Here is a 15,391-nt window from a genome sequence, read left to right on the forward strand (position 1 = left end):
ACGCTACTACTCCGCGTCGTCCGCGCCGTCCCCGTCCTCCCCCGGACCGCCGTCGCCGTTCCGGTTCCAGCCGCGGCCGCGGTCCCGGTCGCGGTCCGCGCCGCCCAACTCGCCGTAGGCGCCGTAGCCCCTGGCGCCGCGGGAGTCGCGGGTGTCCTCGTAGTCCCGGTAGCCGCGGTCCCGGCGTCCGCCCAGGTCCCAGCCACCCTCGCGGGTGACTATGCGCTCCTTCTCCGGCGTCGTCGCCGGTCCCGCGGCCCGGCTGATGGTGATCAGACGGTCCGTCATCTCCAGCCGGCCGACGTCCGGATCGTCGTACGCCATCAGCCGGTGCCCGCGCTTGACCGCCACCACCAAGTCGTCGGTCTCGCGCGGGTGGAGGCCCGCCTCCGCCCTGGTCGCCGGGCGCTCGATGAGATCCAGTCCCGAGCCCTGCACGATCAGGTCCTCCAGCACCGTGCCCGCGCTCGGGCTCAGCACCGACAGGCCGAGCAGCCGGCCCGCCGCGCTGGAGCTGGTGATCACCGCGTCCGCGCCGGACTGGCGCAGCAGCGGCGCGTTCTCCTCCTCGCGCACCGCCGTCACGATCTTGGCCCGCGGGTTCAACTGCCGGACCGTCAGCGTCACCAGCACCGCGGTGTCGTCGCGCTGCGGCGAGATGACGAACTGCGCCGCCCGCTGCCCCTCGGCGCGCAGCAGCACGGCGGAGCGCGTCGCGTCGCCGACGACGCCGGCGAAGCCGTCGGCGTTAGCCGCCTCGATGACCTTGCTGCTCGGGTCGATGATCACGACCTGGCCCTTGTCGAGCCCCTTCGCGCGCAGCGTCTGCAGCGCGGAGCGGCCCTTCGTGCCGTAGCCGACGATGACGGTGTGATCGCGCAACGTGGACCTCCAGCGATCGAGCCGCCACTGCTGGCGGGTGCGCTCGGTGAGCACCTCAAGGGTGGTGCCGACGAGGATGATCAGGAAGAGCACGCGCAGCGGGGTCACCACGAGGACCGTGGTGAGCCGGGTGCCCGGGGTGGCGGGGACGATGTCGCCGTAGCCGGTGGTGGAGAGCGAGACGGTGGCGTAGTACGCGGCGTCCAGCAGGCCGACCTTGCCGCCGGCGTTGTCGTGGTAGCCGTCGCGGCCGAGGTAGACGACGAACACCGCGAGGAAGAGGACGAAGAGCGCGGCCAGGATGCGGCCTCCGACCTGGCGCAGCGGGGCGCGGGGGCGGCGGGGCAGGGCGACGCGTTGGTCGGGGTATTTCACGCGGGGCCTGCCGGGGCGGTCGCGGCCGCGGAGGCGGCGGCCCAGGGGAGGCGGAGGACGCGCACGGGGGCGCCGGCGGGGGCGCCGCCGGGCGGGACGACGGCGAGGGCGTCGGCGGCGGCGAGGCCGCGGAGCATGGCGGGTCCCGTGAAGTGCAGGGGGCGCGCGGCGGGGTACGGGGCGCCGGATGCCGCGGCGCGGACGGGCGCGGCGTGGGCGCTGCGCGCGGGGGTACGCGCCGGGCGCTGGGCGCTCGGGGGCGGGATCTGCGCGGTGGGTGCGTCGGGCGCGGAGCGCTCCGTACGCGCGGGCCGGTGCGCCGCCGGAGCGTGCGCGCCGCCGTGCTCCATGGCGACGGGCACCAGCCGGGTGTCCGTCGGGTGCCCCTTCGCGTCCGCGGTGAGCACCGCCTCCGGCGGCTCCGGCACGGGCGCGCCGCCGAGCACGCGCAGCAACGGCTCGGCGAGCGTGAGCAGCCCGGAGACCGCCGCAAGCGGGTTGCCGGGCAGCCCCACGACGTGCGCGCCGGTCGGCAGCACCGCGAGCAGCATCGGGTGGCCGGGCCGTACCGCGACGCCGTCGACGACCAGGTCCGCCTTGAGGCGGCGCAGGGTGCCGTGGACGTGGTCGACCGGGCCCGCGGCGGTGCCGCCGGTGGTGACCACGACGTCGGCGGTGGACGTGGCGACGGCCTCGTACAGCAGCTCCGCGTCGTCCCCGAGGCGGCGGGTGACGAACGGCTCGGCGCCGCACGCGCGCAGCCACGGCTCCAGCATCGGGCCGAGCGCGTCGCGGATCCGGCCCTCGCGGGGCAGGCCGCGGTGCAGCAACTCGGCGCCGAGGACGAGGACCTCGACGCGCGGGCGGCGGACGACGCGCAGCTCGTCGTGGCCCGCGGCGGCGGCGAGCCCGAGGACCGCGGGGGTGACGCGCTCGCCCGCGGGCAGCAACTCGACGCCCGCGCGGCACTCCTGGCCGCGGGGGCGGATGTCCTGGCCGGTGCGGACGTCCTGCGCGGCGGTGGCGCCGGTGGCGTAGAGGCTGCCGTCGTCGCGGAGTCCGGCGTGCTCGGAGCGGAGGACGCCGGTGGCGCCGGGCGGGACGCGGGCGCCGGTGGCGATGCGTACGGCGTGGCCGTCGGGCAGCGCGGGGTGGGCGGCGTGGCCGGCGAGGATGCCCTGGCCCGCGGCGTCGAGCCGCCAGGGGCCGGGTCCCGCGACGGCGTAGCCGTCCATCGCGGAGGTGTCGAAGGGGGGGAGGTCGGCGAGCGCCCTGAGCGGCTCGGCGAGCACCTGCCCGTATGCACCGGCCACCGGCACCGCGACGGCACCCAGCCGCCGCCCGGACCGTACGGCGACGCGGCGGGCGGCGTCCCAGGACAGACCGCGGGGGTCACGCGGCTCCCGCCGGGCGCGCCCGTCGAGCCCGAGGGCGACGTCCAGCGGGTCCCCGCCGCGGCCCGATCCGGTGGCGTCGCCCCCGCGTTCCCGGGGAGTACGGTCCGGGCCCTGGCGCATCGCGCGACCGCTGCGGCGCCCGGAGCCGGCCCCAGATCCCGGCGCGGCGGGCCCGTCCCCTGCGCCCGGCCCGCCGCGGCGCCCGCGGGGCCCGGGCCCGGAGCCCGGGGCGGCCCCGCGGCCCCCGCCGGTCCCGCGCCCCTCGGCGCGGGACCCCGGACCCGTACGGGCCGATGGCGCGACGAAACCGTCCCCGCGGTCCCGGGGGCTGCTGTCGGAGCCCGAAGGCGCACGGTCGTCGCCGAACTCGTCCGTGCACGCCCGCTCTCGGGACGTACCCGGCCGTGCGGGAGCCGCGGGCGGCGGGGGGTCGGCGAGGGTGAAGGCGTCGCCGTAGGCGGCGGCCAGGTCGCGGCGGTCGTTCGCCAGCGCCAGCGCGTCCGCGAACTCATCGCCGCGGGCGCCGGTTTCGCCGTCGCTCCCGTTCCCGCTCCCGGCTCCGGCGCCCGACCCCTGGGTGCGCCGGTCGCCGCGCCGACCAGACGTCATGTGTCCGACCGGCCCTCCTCGGCCGCCTCCTCCGCCCACCGCTCCGTCAGCGCCGTGACCTTGCGCGCCGCCTCCGCGACCGCCTCGGGGCCGCCGCCTGCCCGCCCCGCCGCGTAGCCGACGAGGAACGTCGTCAACGGGGCCGCGGGGCGCGCCACTCCGTGCGCGGCGTCGCGCGCGAGGTCGAGCAGGACGCGGGTGTCCACCTCGGTGTCGAGACCGAGTTCTTCCTTGACCGCTGCGAGCCATTCATCCAGCACGTGCCCATGCTCCCTGATCCGGTCCCTGGCCGTGGCCAGATCCTCCCAGGTGTCGCAGTCGAACGTGGCACCGGATGCCGAGCGGACGAGCGTCAGCTCCCCCGTCAGCAGCCGCAGCGGCAGCCCGGCGACCCCTCCGTACTCGACGGCCAGCAGCGCGAGGCCGCGCCGCAGCGACTCGCCCCGGTACACCGCGACCAGCGGCTGGTCGCGCCCGGTGCCGTCCACGAACATCGCCCCGTCCACGCCGTCGCCGGCCGCCACGAGCGATTCGCGGAGGGTACGGACCGTGCCGTCGTCCAGGAACGGCAGGTCGGCGGAGAGCAGCACGACGGTGTCGGCGGAGGTCAGCGGCAGCGCGGCGGCCAGCGCGGCGACGGGGCCGCCGCCGGGCGGCGCCTCGCGGGTCCACGTCACCGGGCGGACCGTGGGGCGGCGCGGCCCCACGACGACGGTCTGCCCGGCGCCGCGGCACGCGCGCAACACCCGGTCCAGCAGCGTCCGGCCGCCGACGCGCAGGGCCATCTTGTCGACCCCGCCGAGCCGCCGCGCGGCGCCTCCGGCGAGCACGACGGCGTCATACGCCCCGGCCGCCCCGGCGCCCGCACCCGCGTGCGCCGCGCCGGGCCCGGCACCGGCGGACCCCGCCCCGGACCCCGTACCGCCGGACTCCTCCATGGCACGGGACCCTACCCGCCGTGCGCCGTTCCGCTAGAGCGCCCTGAGCAGCACCGCGGGATGCTCGACGCAGTCGGCCACGTACCGCAGGAAGCCGCCCGCCGTGCCGCCGTCGCACACCCGGTGGTCGAAGGTGAACGACAGCTCCACCACGCGCCGCACCGCCAACTCGCCGCCGTGCACCCACGGCTTCTCCGCGATCCGCCCCACGCCGAGCATGCCCGCCTCGGGGTGGTTGAGGATCGGGGTCGAGCCGTCGACGCCGAAGACGCCGTAGTTGTTCAGCGTGAACGTGCCGCCGGTCAGCTCCGCGGGCGTCAGCCTGCCGGCCCGCGCCGCCTCCGTCAGCCGCGCCATCTCCGCGGAGAGCCGCTCGGCGGAGAGCGCGTGCGCGTCGCGTACGACCGGGACGACGAGCCCGCGGTCCGTCTGCGCGGCGAAACCGAGGTGGACGGCGGGCAGCCGGACTATCTCGCGGCCCCGCACCGTGGAGTTCAGCTCCGGGTAGCGCGCGAGCGCGGCGGTGCAGACGCGGCCGAGCAGGGCGAGCAGCGACACCGCGGGGCGGTCCCCCGCCGTGGCGTTCATCGCCCGCCGGGCCTCGAGCAGCTCCGTCGCGTCGGCGTCCACCCAGCACGTGACATCGGGGATCTCCCGCCGGCTGCGGGACAGCTTGTCGGCGATGGCCCCGCGCACTCCCCGCAGCGGCACCCGCTCGCCCCCGGCGAGCCCGCCGGCGGCGGCCACGGCCCCGGCCGTCCCGGCACCGGCGGTACGCGCCCCGGCGCCAACTGCCGTGTCACCGGCCGCCGTACGTGCCGCAGCCGCGGCCGCACCACGGCCCGCGGGCGCCCCGGCCCGTACCGCGGCCTCGACGTCGGCGCGCAGGATCAGCCCGTGCGGCCCGCTGCCGGTGATGGCACGCAGGTCGAGCCCGGACTCCCGGGCGATCCGCCGCACCAGCGGCGAGATGACGGCCACCGGTCCGTCCGCCGGGACTTCGGGCGCCTCCGTGCCCCGCGGTGCCGGCGCGTCCGCTCCGGGACGAACCGGGCCGCCGCCGGGGGCGGTTCGCCCGGCACCGGCGCTCCGGCGCCGGCGGCGCGTACCGCCCGCGCTCGTGCCGTAGCCGACGAGGACGTTGCCCGAACCTCCGGTCTCCTCGCCTGCGAACTCCGCCGCCCGTGCGTCGGCCACCGCGCCGGCGGCCACCGCCCCGTCGACCGCACCCGCCCGGCCACCATCCGCCGGACCGGCTCCGGCGCCGCGGATCCTGTCCTCGATCCGGTCCCGGTATCGGCTACCGGCACCGGCACCGGACCCTGCCCCGGACCCGGTGCCGGTCTCCACCGCCACCGTGACCAGCACGGACCCCACCGGCACCTCCGTGCCCGGGTCGCCGTGGCGGGCGGTGACCACACCCCCGTACGGGCAGGGCACCTCGACCATCGCCTTGGCCGTCTCCACCTCCACCACCGGCTGGTCGACGGCGATGACGTCGCCGACGTCCACCAGCCAGGTGACGATCTCCGCCTCCGTCAGGCCCTCCCCCAGGTCGGGCAGCGCGAACTCGCGGACCTCCGGCATCAGCCGCCCTCCGTCCACTCGGCCTCCCACTGCAGCCGCGACACCGCGTCCAGCACGCGGTCCACGCCCGGCAGGTGGTGCTTCTCCAGCATCGGCGGCGGGTACGGGATGTCGAGGCCGGCGACGCGCAGCACGGGCGCCTCCAGGTGGTGGAAGCACCGCTCGCCGATGCGGGCGGCGATCTCGCCGCCGGGTCCCGCGAAGCCGGGCGACTCGTGGACGACGACGGCCCGGCCCGTGCGCCGCACGGACGCCGCCACCGTCTCCTCGTCGAACGGCACCAGGGAGCGCAGGTCGACGACCTCCAGGTCCCAGCCCTCCTCCCGCGCGGCCTCGGCGGCCTCCAGGCAGACCGGCACCGACGGCCCGTACGTCACGAGCGTCGCCGTCGTGCCCGGCCGGCGCACCACCGCGCGGCCGATGCCCGGCACCTCCTCGGGGCGGTCGGGGTCCCAGCCGGCCTTCGACCAGTAGAGCCGCTTGGGCTCCATGAAGACGACGGGGTCGTCGGAGGCGATCGCCGCGCGCAGCAGCCCGTAGGCGTCGGCGACGGTGCCGGGCGTCACCACGTGCAGCCCGGGGGTCGCCATGTAGTACGCCTCGGAGGAGTCGCCGTGGTGCTCGACGCCGCCGATGCCGCCGCCGTACGGGACGCGGATGGTCAGCGGCATCGGGGTGGCTCCCCGGGTGCGGTTGCGCATCCGGGAGACGTGGCTGACGAGCTGCTCGAACGCCGGGTAGCCGAAGGCGTCGAACTGCATCTCCACCACGGGCCGCAGCCCGTACATCGCCATCCCCACGGCCGTGCCGAGGATGCCGGCCTCGGCCAGCGGGGTGTCCGCGCAGCGGTCCTCGCCGAACTCCTCCGCCAGGCCCTGGGTGATGCGGAAGACGCCGCCGAGCTGCCCGACGTCCTCGCCCATGACGTGGACAGCGGGGTCGGCGGCCATGGCGTCGCGCATCGCGCGCGTGAGGGCCTGCGCCATGGTGGCGGGCTTGCGTCCGGCGGCGGTGCCGGCGACGGCCGTCGTCGTCATCGCCCGTCCTCCTCTTCGGCCTGGAGCTCCGCCTCCAGTTCGGCGCGCAGCATGCTCTCCTGCGCGCGGAGCTGCTGGGTCGGCTCGGTGTAGACGTGCGCGAAGAGGTCCATCGGGTCCAGCTCGGCGTCGGCGTGCAGCCGCTCGCGCATGCCCGCCGCCACCTCCTCCGCGGCCGCGCGGGCCGCGGCGGCGCCCGCCTCGTCGAGCAGCCCGCGGCCGGTCAGCTCGGCCTCCAGCAGCGCGATGGGGTCGTGCCCGCGCCAGGGCTCGACCTCGCTGTCCGTCCGGTACCGCGTGGCGTCGTCGGCGTTGGTGTGCGCGTCCATGCGGTACGTCACGGCCTCGACGAGCGTCGGGCCGCCGCCGCCCCTGGCCCGCTCGACGGCCTCGGTGAGGACCTCGTGCGCGGCCAGCACGTCGTTGCCGTCGATGAGGCGGCCCGGCATCCCGTACCCCACGGCCTTGTGGGCGAGGGAGGGGGCGGCGGTCTGCTTGGCGAGGGGGACGGAGATCGCGAAGCCGTTGTTCTGCACGAGGAAGACCACCGGCGCGCGCCAGACGGCGGCGAAGTTCAGCGCCTCGTGGAAGTCGCCCTCGCTGGTGCCGCCGTCGCCGACCATGGCGAGGGCGACCACGTCGTCACCCTTGAGCTGCGCGGCGCGGGCGAGGCCGACCGCGTGCGGGAGCTGGGTGGCGAGCGGGGTGCACAGGGGCGCGATGCGGTGCTCCGCGGGGTCGTACCCGGTGTGCCAGTCGCCGCGGAGCAGGGTGAGGGCCTGCACGGGGTCGAGGCCGCGGGCGACGGCCGCGAGCGTGTCCCGGTAGCTGGGGAAGAGCCAGTCCTGCAGGCGCAGCGCCCGGGCGGCGGCGACCTGGCAGGCTTCCTGGCCGGTCGTGGACGGGTAGACGGCGAGGCGGCCCTGCTTGGTCAGGGTGGTGGCCTGCTCGTTGTACCGCCGGCCGGAAACCAGGGCGCCGTACAGCTCGCGGAGCAGTCCGGCGTCCGTCTTCTCCGCGGCGGAGGTGCCGAGCACGCGGTACGGCTCGGGGTCGGGCAGCAGGGGGGCCGCTTCCGTACGCGGCTTCCAGGCCGGCGGGGGCGCCGGGTGGTAGGCGCGGCCGGGCTGCTCGATGACCGTCATGACGTCCACCTCCTTGTGGGCGTGGCTGAGCCTCATGCACTCCCTACCGATTGTTCGGTTGACGGCACATTTTGGCTACAGGGAACCCCAGCCTGTGGACAAACGGTTCTGCACAGCTTCCAATACCAGCAGGTCGTCCAGACAGGGGAGGCGGTACGGCATGGTGGAAGAACAGTTGGCAGACGACACCCCCGACCTGCCCGCGCCCGTCCCCGCGGTGCCCGCGCCGCGCCCGCCGGCCCGCCGCCTGGACTCCGTCGACCGCGAGATCGTCCGCATCCTGCGCGCCGACGGCCGCGCCTCCGTACGCTCCGTGGCCGAGCAGGTCCACGTCTCCCGAGCCAACGCCTACGCCCGGATCAACCGCCTCATCGACGACGGCGTGATCCGCGGCTTCGCCGCCCGTATCGACCAGGAGCGGGCGGGGCAGGGGACGTCCGCGTACATCACGCTGAAGATCGTCCAGAACACCTGGCGCACCGCCCGCCGCCAGCTCGAACAACTGCCGGGCGCGGCGCACATCGCGCTCGTCGGCGGGGACTTCGACGTGCTGCTGCTGGTGCACACGGAGGACAACCGCGCGCTGCGCGACCTGGTGCTGACCCGGATCCAGTCGATCCCCGAGGTGCTGTCGACGCGCACGCTGCTGGTCTTCGAGGAGACGGACGTGCAGAACGACCTGCTGAGCTGAGCGCGCGCCCGGGGCCGCGCCGGGCGCCCTGCCGCCGTGGGCCGTCGGGCGTCCGCCGTCAGGTGCGCAGGCCCGCGAAGGCCAGCGTCACCACGGCCGCCGAGACCTCGGCGTCGTCGTGGGCGTTCCCCGCGCGCGGGCGGTACCACTCCGCGATCGAGTTGATCATGCCGAAGAGCAGCCGCGTCGCCAGCCGGACGTCCACGTCCGCGCGCAGGTCGCCGTCCGCCACCGCCTCCTTGAGCAGCGCCGCCACCCGGGCATCGAACTCGCGCCGGCGCGCCATCGCCCAGCGCTCCGTCTCGGTGTTGCCGCGCACGCGCAGCAGCAGCGTCACGTACGGCAGCTCCGACATCAGCACCGCGGTCGTGCCCCGGGCGACGGCCTCCAGCCGGTCCACGGCCCGGCCGGTGCGCGCGGCGGGCTCGTCGAGGACGCCGAAGAGGCCGTCGAGGGCCCGGCTGACCGCGCGGTGCAGCAGCTCTTCCTTGCCGCGCACGTGGTGGTATATCGAGGACTTGGAGATGCCCGCGGCGCGCGAGAGGTGTTCCATCGAGGTGCCGTCGTAGCCCCGCTCCAGGAAGACCTCGACGGCCACGGCGAGCAGCGTCTCGGGGGTGTACGTGTCCCGTTTCGCGCCGCTCCGCGCGCCTGTCCGCCTGCTCTCGGCCACTTATCCACAGCCTCTCTTGCCCCGACCGATCATTCGGTTACTCTAGCCGCGAAGCCCGATTTCCGCCCAGCTCGACGAGGAGTTGGTTCCGCATGCCCGCCCCCCTCACTCCCGACTCGCTCGCCGAGAAGCACCGCCCGATCCTGGACCAGGCGCTGGACGCGATCCGCACCCGCGCCTTCTGGTCGCCGCACCCCGAGCACCCGAAGGCGTACGGCGAGAGCGCCCCCGCGGACGGCCAGGCGGCCTTCGAGGCGCTCCGCGGCACCCGCGTCGACCTCGGCCAGCCCGGCACGGACGGCTGGGCGGGGGACGAGGTCTCGCCGTTCGGGCTGGAGCTGGGGATCACGTATCCGCACGCGGACCCGGACGTGCTGCTGCCCGCGATGCGGGCGGCGACGGGGGCGTGGCGGGAGGCGGGTCCCGAGCTGCGCGCGCTGGTGTGCCTGGAGATCCTCGCCCGGATCAGCGCCCGCACCCACGAGTTCGCGCACGCGGTGATGCACACGTCGGGCCAGGCGTTCATGATGGCGTTCCAGGCCGGCGGGCCGCATGCGCAGGACCGCGGCCTGGAGGCCGTCGCGTACGCGTATGGGGAGCAGAGCCGCACGCCGCTGGTCGCCGAGTGGTCCAAGCCGCAGGGCAAGCGGGACCCGCTGCACCTGCGCAAGACGTTCACGGCCGTGCCGCGCGGCGTCGCGCTGCTCGTCGGGTGCAACACGTTCCCGACGTGGAACGGCTATCCCGGCCTCTTCGCCTCCCTGGCGACGGGGAACGCGGTGCTGGTCAAGCCGCACCCGCGGGCCGTGCTGCCGCTGGCGCTGACGGTGCAGGTCACCCGCGAGGTGCTGACGGAGGCCGGCTTCGACCCGAACCTGGTGTGCCTGACCGCCGAGCGGGACGGCGAGGGCGTGGCCAAGTCGCTGGCGCTGCGCCCCGAGATCCGGATCGTGGACTACACCGGCTCGTCCGCCTTCGGCGAGTGGCTGGAGGAGAACGCCCGCCAGGCGCAGGTCTACACGGAGAAGGCCGGGGTCAACACGGTCGTGGTCGACTCCACCGACGACTACCGCGGCATGCTCGCCAACCTCGCCTTCTCCCTCTCGCTCTACAGCGGCCAGATGTGCACCACCCCGCAGAACCTGCTGATCCCCCGCGACGGCATCGACACCGACCAGGGCCGCAAGTCGTACGACGAGGTGGTCGCAGGACTCGCCGCCGCGGTCGACAAGCTCCTCGGGGACGACGAGCGGGCGGCGGCGCTGCTCGGCGCGATCGTCAACCCGGGGGTCCAGGAGCGGCTGGCGGCGGCCCCGGGGCTCGGCGAAGTCGCCCTGGCCACCCGGGCGGTGGTCCACCCGGAGTTCCCCGGCGCGACGGTGCGTACACCGGTGATCGTCAAGCTCGACGGCGCCAAGCCCGAGGCCGAGGCGGCGTACCTGGAGGAGTGCTTCGGCCCGGTGTCGTTCGCCGTCGCGGTCGACTCGACGGGGGACGCGGTGGAGCTGCTGCGGCGCACCATCCGCGAGAAGGGCGCCATGACGGTCGGGGCGTACACGACGTCGACCGAGGTGGAGCGGCAGATCGAGGACGCGTGCCTGGAGGAGCCGGCGCAGTTGTCCTTCAACCTCACCGGCGGGGTCTTCGTGAACCAGACCGCGGCCTTCTCCGACTTCCACGGCTCCGGCGGCAACCCGGCGGCGAACGCGGCACTGACGGACGGCGCCTTCGTGGCGAACCGCTTCCGGATGGTGGAGGTCCGCCGCCCCGGGTAGCACTCCGGGCTAGCGCGCGCCCGGGGCCCCGGGGCCGGCGTCCAGGGACCAGTGGTAGAGGGTCATGGCGACGCTGGTGGCCAGGTTGTAGCTGGAGACCTGGGGGTGCATCGGGAGCGAGACGAGCCGGTCCGCGCGGTTGCGCAGGGCCGGGGAGATGCCGTGCCGTTCGGAGCCGAAGGCGAGGAGCACGCCGGCCGGCAGCCGCAGGGTGCGCAGGTCGTCGCCCTCGGGGTCGAGGGCGTAGAGCGGGCCGGGGGCGGCGTCGGGGAGGTCGCCGAGCGGGAGGCGGGCGACGGCGGTGGCGTAGTGCAGCCCGGCGGCGCCGCGGACGGCGTTGGGGTGCCAGGGGTCGGCGTCGCCGGTGGTGACGACGCCGGTGGCGCCCATGCCGGCGGCGAGGCGGACGACGGCGCCGACGTTGCCGAGGTTGCGCGGGTTGTCGAGGACGACGACCGGCGCGGAGCGGGGCGCGTACAGCGCGGCGCGGACGGCGGCCGGTTCCGGCCGGTCGGCCAGGGCGGCGACGCCGGTGGGGTGCCGCCGGGGCACCAGCTCGCGCAGTTCCCGGTCGGGCACCTCGGCGAGCAGGGCGTTGAGGCGGCCGGCGAGGTCGGGGGCCAGTTCGGCGGCGAGCGCGCGGGCGTCGGCGCGGGAGGCGGTGACGGCGAGCCGGACCCGGGCGCCGAAGCGCAGGGCGTGCTTGAGGGCGTGGAAGCCGTCGAGCAGTACGGCACGGTCGTCCGCGGCGGCCTCACGCCACTCCCGTACGACGTCCGCGCTCATGCGCCGAGCCTACGCGTCGCGGGCGGCGCCCCGTCCGCGTACCCCTGCGCCTCTCAGGCCCCGCGGACGTCCGCGGGTGCCTCCGGGGAGGCCGCCGGGGCCGGGACCGCGGGGGCCGGGCCCTCGGCCGCCGGCTGCCGCGGCGGGTGCCCGTCCGGCGGGGCGGTGCCCGGCAGCCTGCCGAGGAGCAGGTTCTTCAGCCCCGTGACCTTGGCGCCCGCCCACACCAGGAAGATCGTCGGGAGGAACACCAGGTCCGCCGAGATCATCGCCGCGGAGAAGAACGGCAGCCCCATGATCACGGCGATCGACGCGTGGTCGATGATCATGACGGTCAGCAGTACGTTCTTCAGCCGCCTGTTGAAGAGGGTGAACGGGAAGGCGACCTGCACGATGACCGTGCCGTAGCCGATCAGCATGATCACGGCCCCGTGGCTCGCCATCATGTCCGCGAGCCCCGGCCAGGGCGTGAAGTAGTCCAGCTTGAGCGGGTAGTAGACGGCGGTGCCGTCCTGCCAGCGGGTGCCCTGGACCTTGTACCAGCCGGCGGTCGCGTAGATGAAGCAGACCTGGGCCATGATCACGAGCAGCCCGGCGTTGTGGGCGAGGTTCGCCAGCACGTCGCAGACCGTCCGCGGCTCGGCGGACCCGGCGCGCTGCGCCGCCCACCGCACCGCGTGCGCGACCCACAGACCCCAGAAGATCAGCGCCCAGCCCCAGCTCAGTTGCCCCAGCAGGGTGGCGGCGGCCAGCGCGGTGCCGGTCACCGCCCACAGCACCGTCCCGACCCGGTCCCGCGCCGGAGTGCCCGTACCGGGGGCCGCCTGCCGCCGGGCCCGCCGCGCGTCGAGCGACCAGACCTGGCCGCAGCGCGTGACCACCAGGTACGTGGCCATGAGGTGGATGACGTTGTCGCCGCCGTCGCCCATGAAGATGCTGCGGTTCTGCAGCGACAGCACGCCGATCATGAACAGCACGGACGCCGTCCGCGTCCGCCACCCCAGCAGCATCATCACGCTGCCGGCGATGGCCAGCAGGTAGACGATCTCGAACCAGAACTCGCTGCGCGACCACATCAGCAGCGTGAACGCGTCGGTCTGGCTGATCAGCCGCTTGCCGAGGTCGTAGCTCCACGGCCCGTCGGGGCCGTACAGCTCGTGCCGGTGCGGCAGTTCGCGCAGCAGGAAGCAGAGCCAGGTGAACGCGAAGCCGATGCGCACGACGGCCGTCTGGTACGGGCCGAGCGCCCGTGTCGTGACGTGGCCGAGGCCGCGGGTGAGGGCGTCCTCGAAGCGCCGGCGCAGTTCGTGCGCAGAGGGGACCTTCGGGGGCGCGGGCGGTTCGCCGGGCGCGGGGGGCGCAGTCGACACGGGAGGCGCAGCAGACGAGGGAGGCGCAGGAGACGCGGGAGATGAGGGAGACATGGTGGGCGGGGGAGGCTCCGGTGGCGTGGGGGGTGTGTGCGGTGCCGAGGTCACTGGGCGCTCTCCTCCCACACCTCACGGTCGCTCTCCATCAGGTCCTCCGCCGTGACGATCCACCAGGGCAGTTCCCGGTGGACCGGCGCGGTGTCCCACTCCTCACTGCTCCACGGCGGCGGCGCGATCCGCCGGCTGGTCTGCCGGAGCTGGATCTTCTCGACCCGGCCCTCGTTCAGCACGGGGCCCAGGCGCCGCATCACGATGCGCTTGACGTAGTCCTCGGCGAGGTCGGCCCGGTCGGAGATGGCGCGGTTGTCCTCGTCGTGGGTGTCGATCCAGTAGTCCCAGCCGCGGCGCAGTTCGTTCTGCACGGTGTGGCTGGGGGCCGGGTTGCCCTCGATGTTCTCGTGGTCCATGGCGGTGAGGTCGACCCAGCCGGTCTCCTCGGAGCCGCCGTCGGGCATCAGCAACTGGGCGCGTACCTCGACGTGGATGTTGGTCTGCAGCGGGTTGGGCGCGAAGAGCCGCCAGTTCTGCTCGAACTCGGGGAAGACGATGCGGTCTATCGTCTCGTCGTGCTTCTTGCTGAGCGTGTTGGCCGGGGCGACGTGCAGGAAGCCCGCGCCGAGATGCACGGTGACGACGCCGACCAGCACGGCGATGGCCAGCGCGACGATGATCCGCGAGAGCGGCGACAGCCCGGCGATGACGGGCACCGGCCGCGGCGCCGCCGCCGGTCCGTCCTCCGCCGGCGCCGCCGGCGCCGCTGCTTCCGCCCCCGTGACGCCCCCGCCGCCGGGTATGCCGGCGCGGCTTTCGTCCGGCTGGCGCGATTCCATAACCCCCGGGCTCCCGTCTCCTCCGGTCCTTAGGACCGGCACGCTACCCACCCCGACCGCCTCCGCGCAGCGTGCGGGGGCAGAAACCGACCTTGACAGGGTAAGGCCGGGCAAGGAGCATGGAACCGAACGATCGGTCGGTAGGGAGGGCACGGGAGCCGAGATGCCGGAGACGATCACCGAAAGAGGCCGCGGGTCAGGAGCCGAGCCGGGTTCCCGACCCCGTAAGGACACGGGGCCGGCGGACGCCGCGCCGCAGGCCACCGCCGCGTTCGAGGCGAAGATCGCCGCGGACGAGCGCATCGAGCCGCGCGACTGGATGCCCGATGCCTACCGCGCGACGCTCGTCCGCCAGATCGCCCAGCACGCGCACTCCGAGATCATCGGCATGCAGCCCGAGGCGAACTGGCTGACACGCGCCCCCTCCCTGCGCCGCAAGGCGATCCTGCTCGCCAAGGTGCAGGACGAGGCGGGCCACGGCCTGTATCTCTACAGCGCCGCCGAGACCCTGGGCACCGGCCGGGACGAGCTGCTGGACAAGCTGCACGCCGGCCGCCAGAAGTACTCCTCGATCTTCAACTACCCCACGCTCACCTGGGCCGACGTCGGCGCCATCGGCTGGCTCGTGGACGGCGCCGCGATCATCAACCAGGTGCCGCTGTGCCGCTGCTCCTACGGCCCGTACGCGCGCGCGATGGTCCGCATCTGCAAGGAGGAGTCCTTCCACCAGCGCCAGGGGTACGAGCTGCTGCACACCCTCGCGCACGGCACCCCCGAGCAGCACGCGATGGCGCAGGACGCCGTCGACCGCTGGTGGTGGCCGTCGCTGATGATGTTCGGCCCGCCCGACGACGAGTCGGCGCACTCGGCGCAGTCCATGGCCTGGAAGATCAAGCGCCACTCGAACGACGAGCTGCGCCAGCGCTTCGTCGACATCTGCGTGCCGCAGGCCGAGATCCTGGGCCTGACGCTCCCGGACCCGGACCTGCGGTGGAACGAGGAGCGGGGACAGCACGACTTCGGCGCCATCGACTGGACGGAGTTCAAGGAAGTCCTCCGGGGGAACGGGCCGTGCAACGAGCAGCGGATAGGCAGCAGGCGGCAGGCGCACGAGGACGGCGCGTGGGTGCGTGACGCCGCCGCGGCGTACGCCGCGAAGCGGGCGCGCGCCGCGGAGTCCGCGGAGGCGGCGGCATGACCGCGCCGGCCGCCGGCGGCGGTGCGGAGCCGGGCGCG

The 15,391-nt window shown here is 75.1% G+C and carries 13 protein-coding genes; 3 read left to right on the top strand and 10 right to left on the bottom strand.

Going from position 1 to position 15,391, the window contains the following annotated elements; all coding sequences use genetic code 11:
* Window positions 1-6: 6 nt before the first annotated feature.
* From ACFYVJ_RS09225 to pdhA, 6 genes are read right to left on the bottom strand one after another with little or no spacing between them, the layout of a single operon-like run.
* Window positions 7-1,257, bottom strand: a complete 1,251-nt coding sequence (locus tag ACFYVJ_RS09225; protein WP_388888082.1) for a potassium channel family protein — start codon at window positions 1,255-1,257, stop codon at window positions 7-9.
* Complete coding sequence (locus ACFYVJ_RS09230; RefSeq protein ID WP_388888085.1) at window positions 1,254-3,263, bottom strand: molybdopterin molybdotransferase MoeA; 2,010 nt, start codon at window positions 3,261-3,263, stop codon at window positions 1,254-1,256. The genes ACFYVJ_RS09225 and ACFYVJ_RS09230 overlap by 4 nt, the downstream gene beginning before the upstream one ends.
* Window positions 3,260-4,201: a DUF6457 domain-containing protein gene (locus tag ACFYVJ_RS09235; protein WP_388888088.1), complete on the bottom strand. Its 942-nt coding sequence runs from the start codon at window positions 4,199-4,201 to the stop codon at window positions 3,260-3,262. Before ACFYVJ_RS09235 ends, ACFYVJ_RS09230 begins: the two co-directional genes overlap by 4 nt.
* Window positions 4,202-4,234: 33 nt before the next feature.
* Complete coding sequence (locus ACFYVJ_RS09240; protein WP_388888090.1) at window positions 4,235-5,788, bottom strand: dihydrolipoamide acetyltransferase family protein; 1,554 nt, start codon at window positions 5,786-5,788, stop codon at window positions 4,235-4,237.
* A complete protein-coding gene (locus tag ACFYVJ_RS09245) occupies window positions 5,788-6,825 on the bottom strand; it encodes an alpha-ketoacid dehydrogenase subunit beta (protein ID WP_388888093.1) in 1,038 nt (345 codons plus the stop codon). The genes ACFYVJ_RS09240 and ACFYVJ_RS09245 overlap by 1 nt, the downstream gene beginning before the upstream one ends.
* Window positions 6,822-7,970 (bottom strand): pyruvate dehydrogenase (acetyl-transferring) E1 component subunit alpha, encoded by a 1,149-nt coding sequence (gene pdhA / locus ACFYVJ_RS09250; RefSeq protein ID WP_388888569.1) that lies wholly within the window; start codon window positions 7,968-7,970, stop codon window positions 6,822-6,824. The genes ACFYVJ_RS09245 and pdhA overlap by 4 nt, the downstream gene beginning before the upstream one ends.
* A 160-nt stretch (window positions 7,971-8,130) precedes the next feature.
* Between pdhA and ACFYVJ_RS09255 the strand changes: the two genes are divergently transcribed.
* A complete protein-coding gene (locus ACFYVJ_RS09255) occupies window positions 8,131-8,661 on the top strand; it encodes an Lrp/AsnC family transcriptional regulator (protein WP_388888096.1) in 531 nt (176 codons plus the stop codon).
* Between the two features lie 58 nt (window positions 8,662-8,719).
* Here ACFYVJ_RS09255 and ACFYVJ_RS09260 read toward each other — a convergent pair whose 3' ends face one another.
* Window positions 8,720-9,334 carry a TetR/AcrR family transcriptional regulator gene (locus ACFYVJ_RS09260; protein WP_388888098.1) on the bottom strand — a complete coding sequence of 205 codons (615 nt, stop codon included), beginning with the start codon at window positions 9,332-9,334 and terminating at the stop codon, window positions 8,720-8,722.
* Window positions 9,335-9,426: 92 nt separating this feature from the next.
* Between ACFYVJ_RS09260 and paaN the strand changes: the two genes are divergently transcribed.
* A complete protein-coding gene (paaN, locus tag ACFYVJ_RS09265; protein WP_388888100.1) occupies window positions 9,427-11,109 on the top strand; it encodes a phenylacetic acid degradation protein PaaN in 1,683 nt (560 codons plus the stop codon).
* Between the two features lie 9 nt (window positions 11,110-11,118).
* On the opposite strand, the gene ACFYVJ_RS09270 is transcribed toward paaN, so the two are convergent.
* From ACFYVJ_RS09270 to ACFYVJ_RS09280, 3 genes are read right to left on the bottom strand one after another with little or no spacing between them, the layout of a single operon-like run.
* Window positions 11,119-11,895, bottom strand: a complete 777-nt coding sequence (locus tag ACFYVJ_RS09270) for a TrmH family RNA methyltransferase (protein WP_388888104.1) — start codon at window positions 11,893-11,895, stop codon at window positions 11,119-11,121.
* Window positions 11,896-11,948: 53 nt separating this feature from the next.
* Window positions 11,949-13,319 carry an HTTM domain-containing protein gene (locus ACFYVJ_RS09275; RefSeq protein ID WP_388888107.1) on the bottom strand — a complete coding sequence of 457 codons (1,371 nt, stop codon included), beginning with the start codon at window positions 13,317-13,319 and terminating at the stop codon, window positions 11,949-11,951.
* A 50-nt stretch (window positions 13,320-13,369) separates the two neighbouring features.
* The gene (locus ACFYVJ_RS09280; protein ID WP_388888110.1) at window positions 13,370-14,155 is read right to left on the bottom strand and encodes a DUF5819 family protein; all 786 of its coding nucleotides are present in this window, start codon (window positions 14,153-14,155) and stop codon (window positions 13,370-13,372) included.
* A 163-nt stretch (window positions 14,156-14,318) separates the two neighbouring features.
* Here ACFYVJ_RS09280 and paaA point away from each other — a divergent pair, with 163 nt between their 5' ends.
* A complete protein-coding gene (gene paaA, locus ACFYVJ_RS09285; protein WP_388888113.1) occupies window positions 14,319-15,353 on the top strand; it encodes a 1,2-phenylacetyl-CoA epoxidase subunit PaaA in 1,035 nt (344 codons plus the stop codon).
* The last annotated feature ends 38 nt before the right edge of the window (window positions 15,354-15,391 follow it).

It is taken from the genome of Streptomyces sp. NPDC004134 (assembly GCF_042874195.1).
In the GTDB taxonomy this organism is placed as follows: domain Bacteria; phylum Actinomycetota; class Actinomycetes; order Streptomycetales; family Streptomycetaceae; genus Streptomyces.

Excerpts from the sequence above, each read along its gene's own strand:
- paaN (WP_388888100.1), top strand. The coding sequence starts at position 9,427 with ATGCCCGCCCCCCTCACTCCCGACTCGCTCGCCGAGAAGCACCGCCCG.
- pdhA (WP_388888569.1), bottom strand. The coding sequence starts at position 7,970 with ATGACGGTCATCGAGCAGCCCGGCCGCGCCTACCACCCGGCGCCCCCG.
- ACFYVJ_RS09255 (WP_388888096.1), top strand. The coding sequence starts at position 8,131 with ATGGTGGAAGAACAGTTGGCAGACGACACCCCCGACCTGCCCGCGCCC.
- ACFYVJ_RS09275 (WP_388888107.1), bottom strand. The coding sequence starts at position 13,319 with ATGTCTCCCTCATCTCCCGCGTCTCCTGCGCCTCCCTCGTCTGCTGCG.
- ACFYVJ_RS09270 (WP_388888104.1), bottom strand. The coding sequence starts at position 11,895 with ATGAGCGCGGACGTCGTACGGGAGTGGCGTGAGGCCGCCGCGGACGAC.
- ACFYVJ_RS09280 (WP_388888110.1), bottom strand. The coding sequence starts at position 14,155 with ATGGAATCGCGCCAGCCGGACGAAAGCCGCGCCGGCATACCCGGCGGC.
- ACFYVJ_RS09245 (WP_388888093.1), bottom strand. The coding sequence starts at position 6,825 with ATGACGACGACGGCCGTCGCCGGCACCGCCGCCGGACGCAAGCCCGCC.
- ACFYVJ_RS09235 (WP_388888088.1), bottom strand. The coding sequence starts at position 4,201 with ATGGAGGAGTCCGGCGGTACGGGGTCCGGGGCGGGGTCCGCCGGTGCC.
- ACFYVJ_RS09240 (WP_388888090.1), bottom strand. The coding sequence starts at position 5,788 with ATGCCGGAGGTCCGCGAGTTCGCGCTGCCCGACCTGGGGGAGGGCCTG.
- paaA (WP_388888113.1), top strand. The coding sequence starts at position 14,319 with ATGCCGGAGACGATCACCGAAAGAGGCCGCGGGTCAGGAGCCGAGCCG.
- ACFYVJ_RS09230 (WP_388888085.1), bottom strand. The coding sequence starts at position 3,263 with ATGACGTCTGGTCGGCGCGGCGACCGGCGCACCCAGGGGTCGGGCGCC.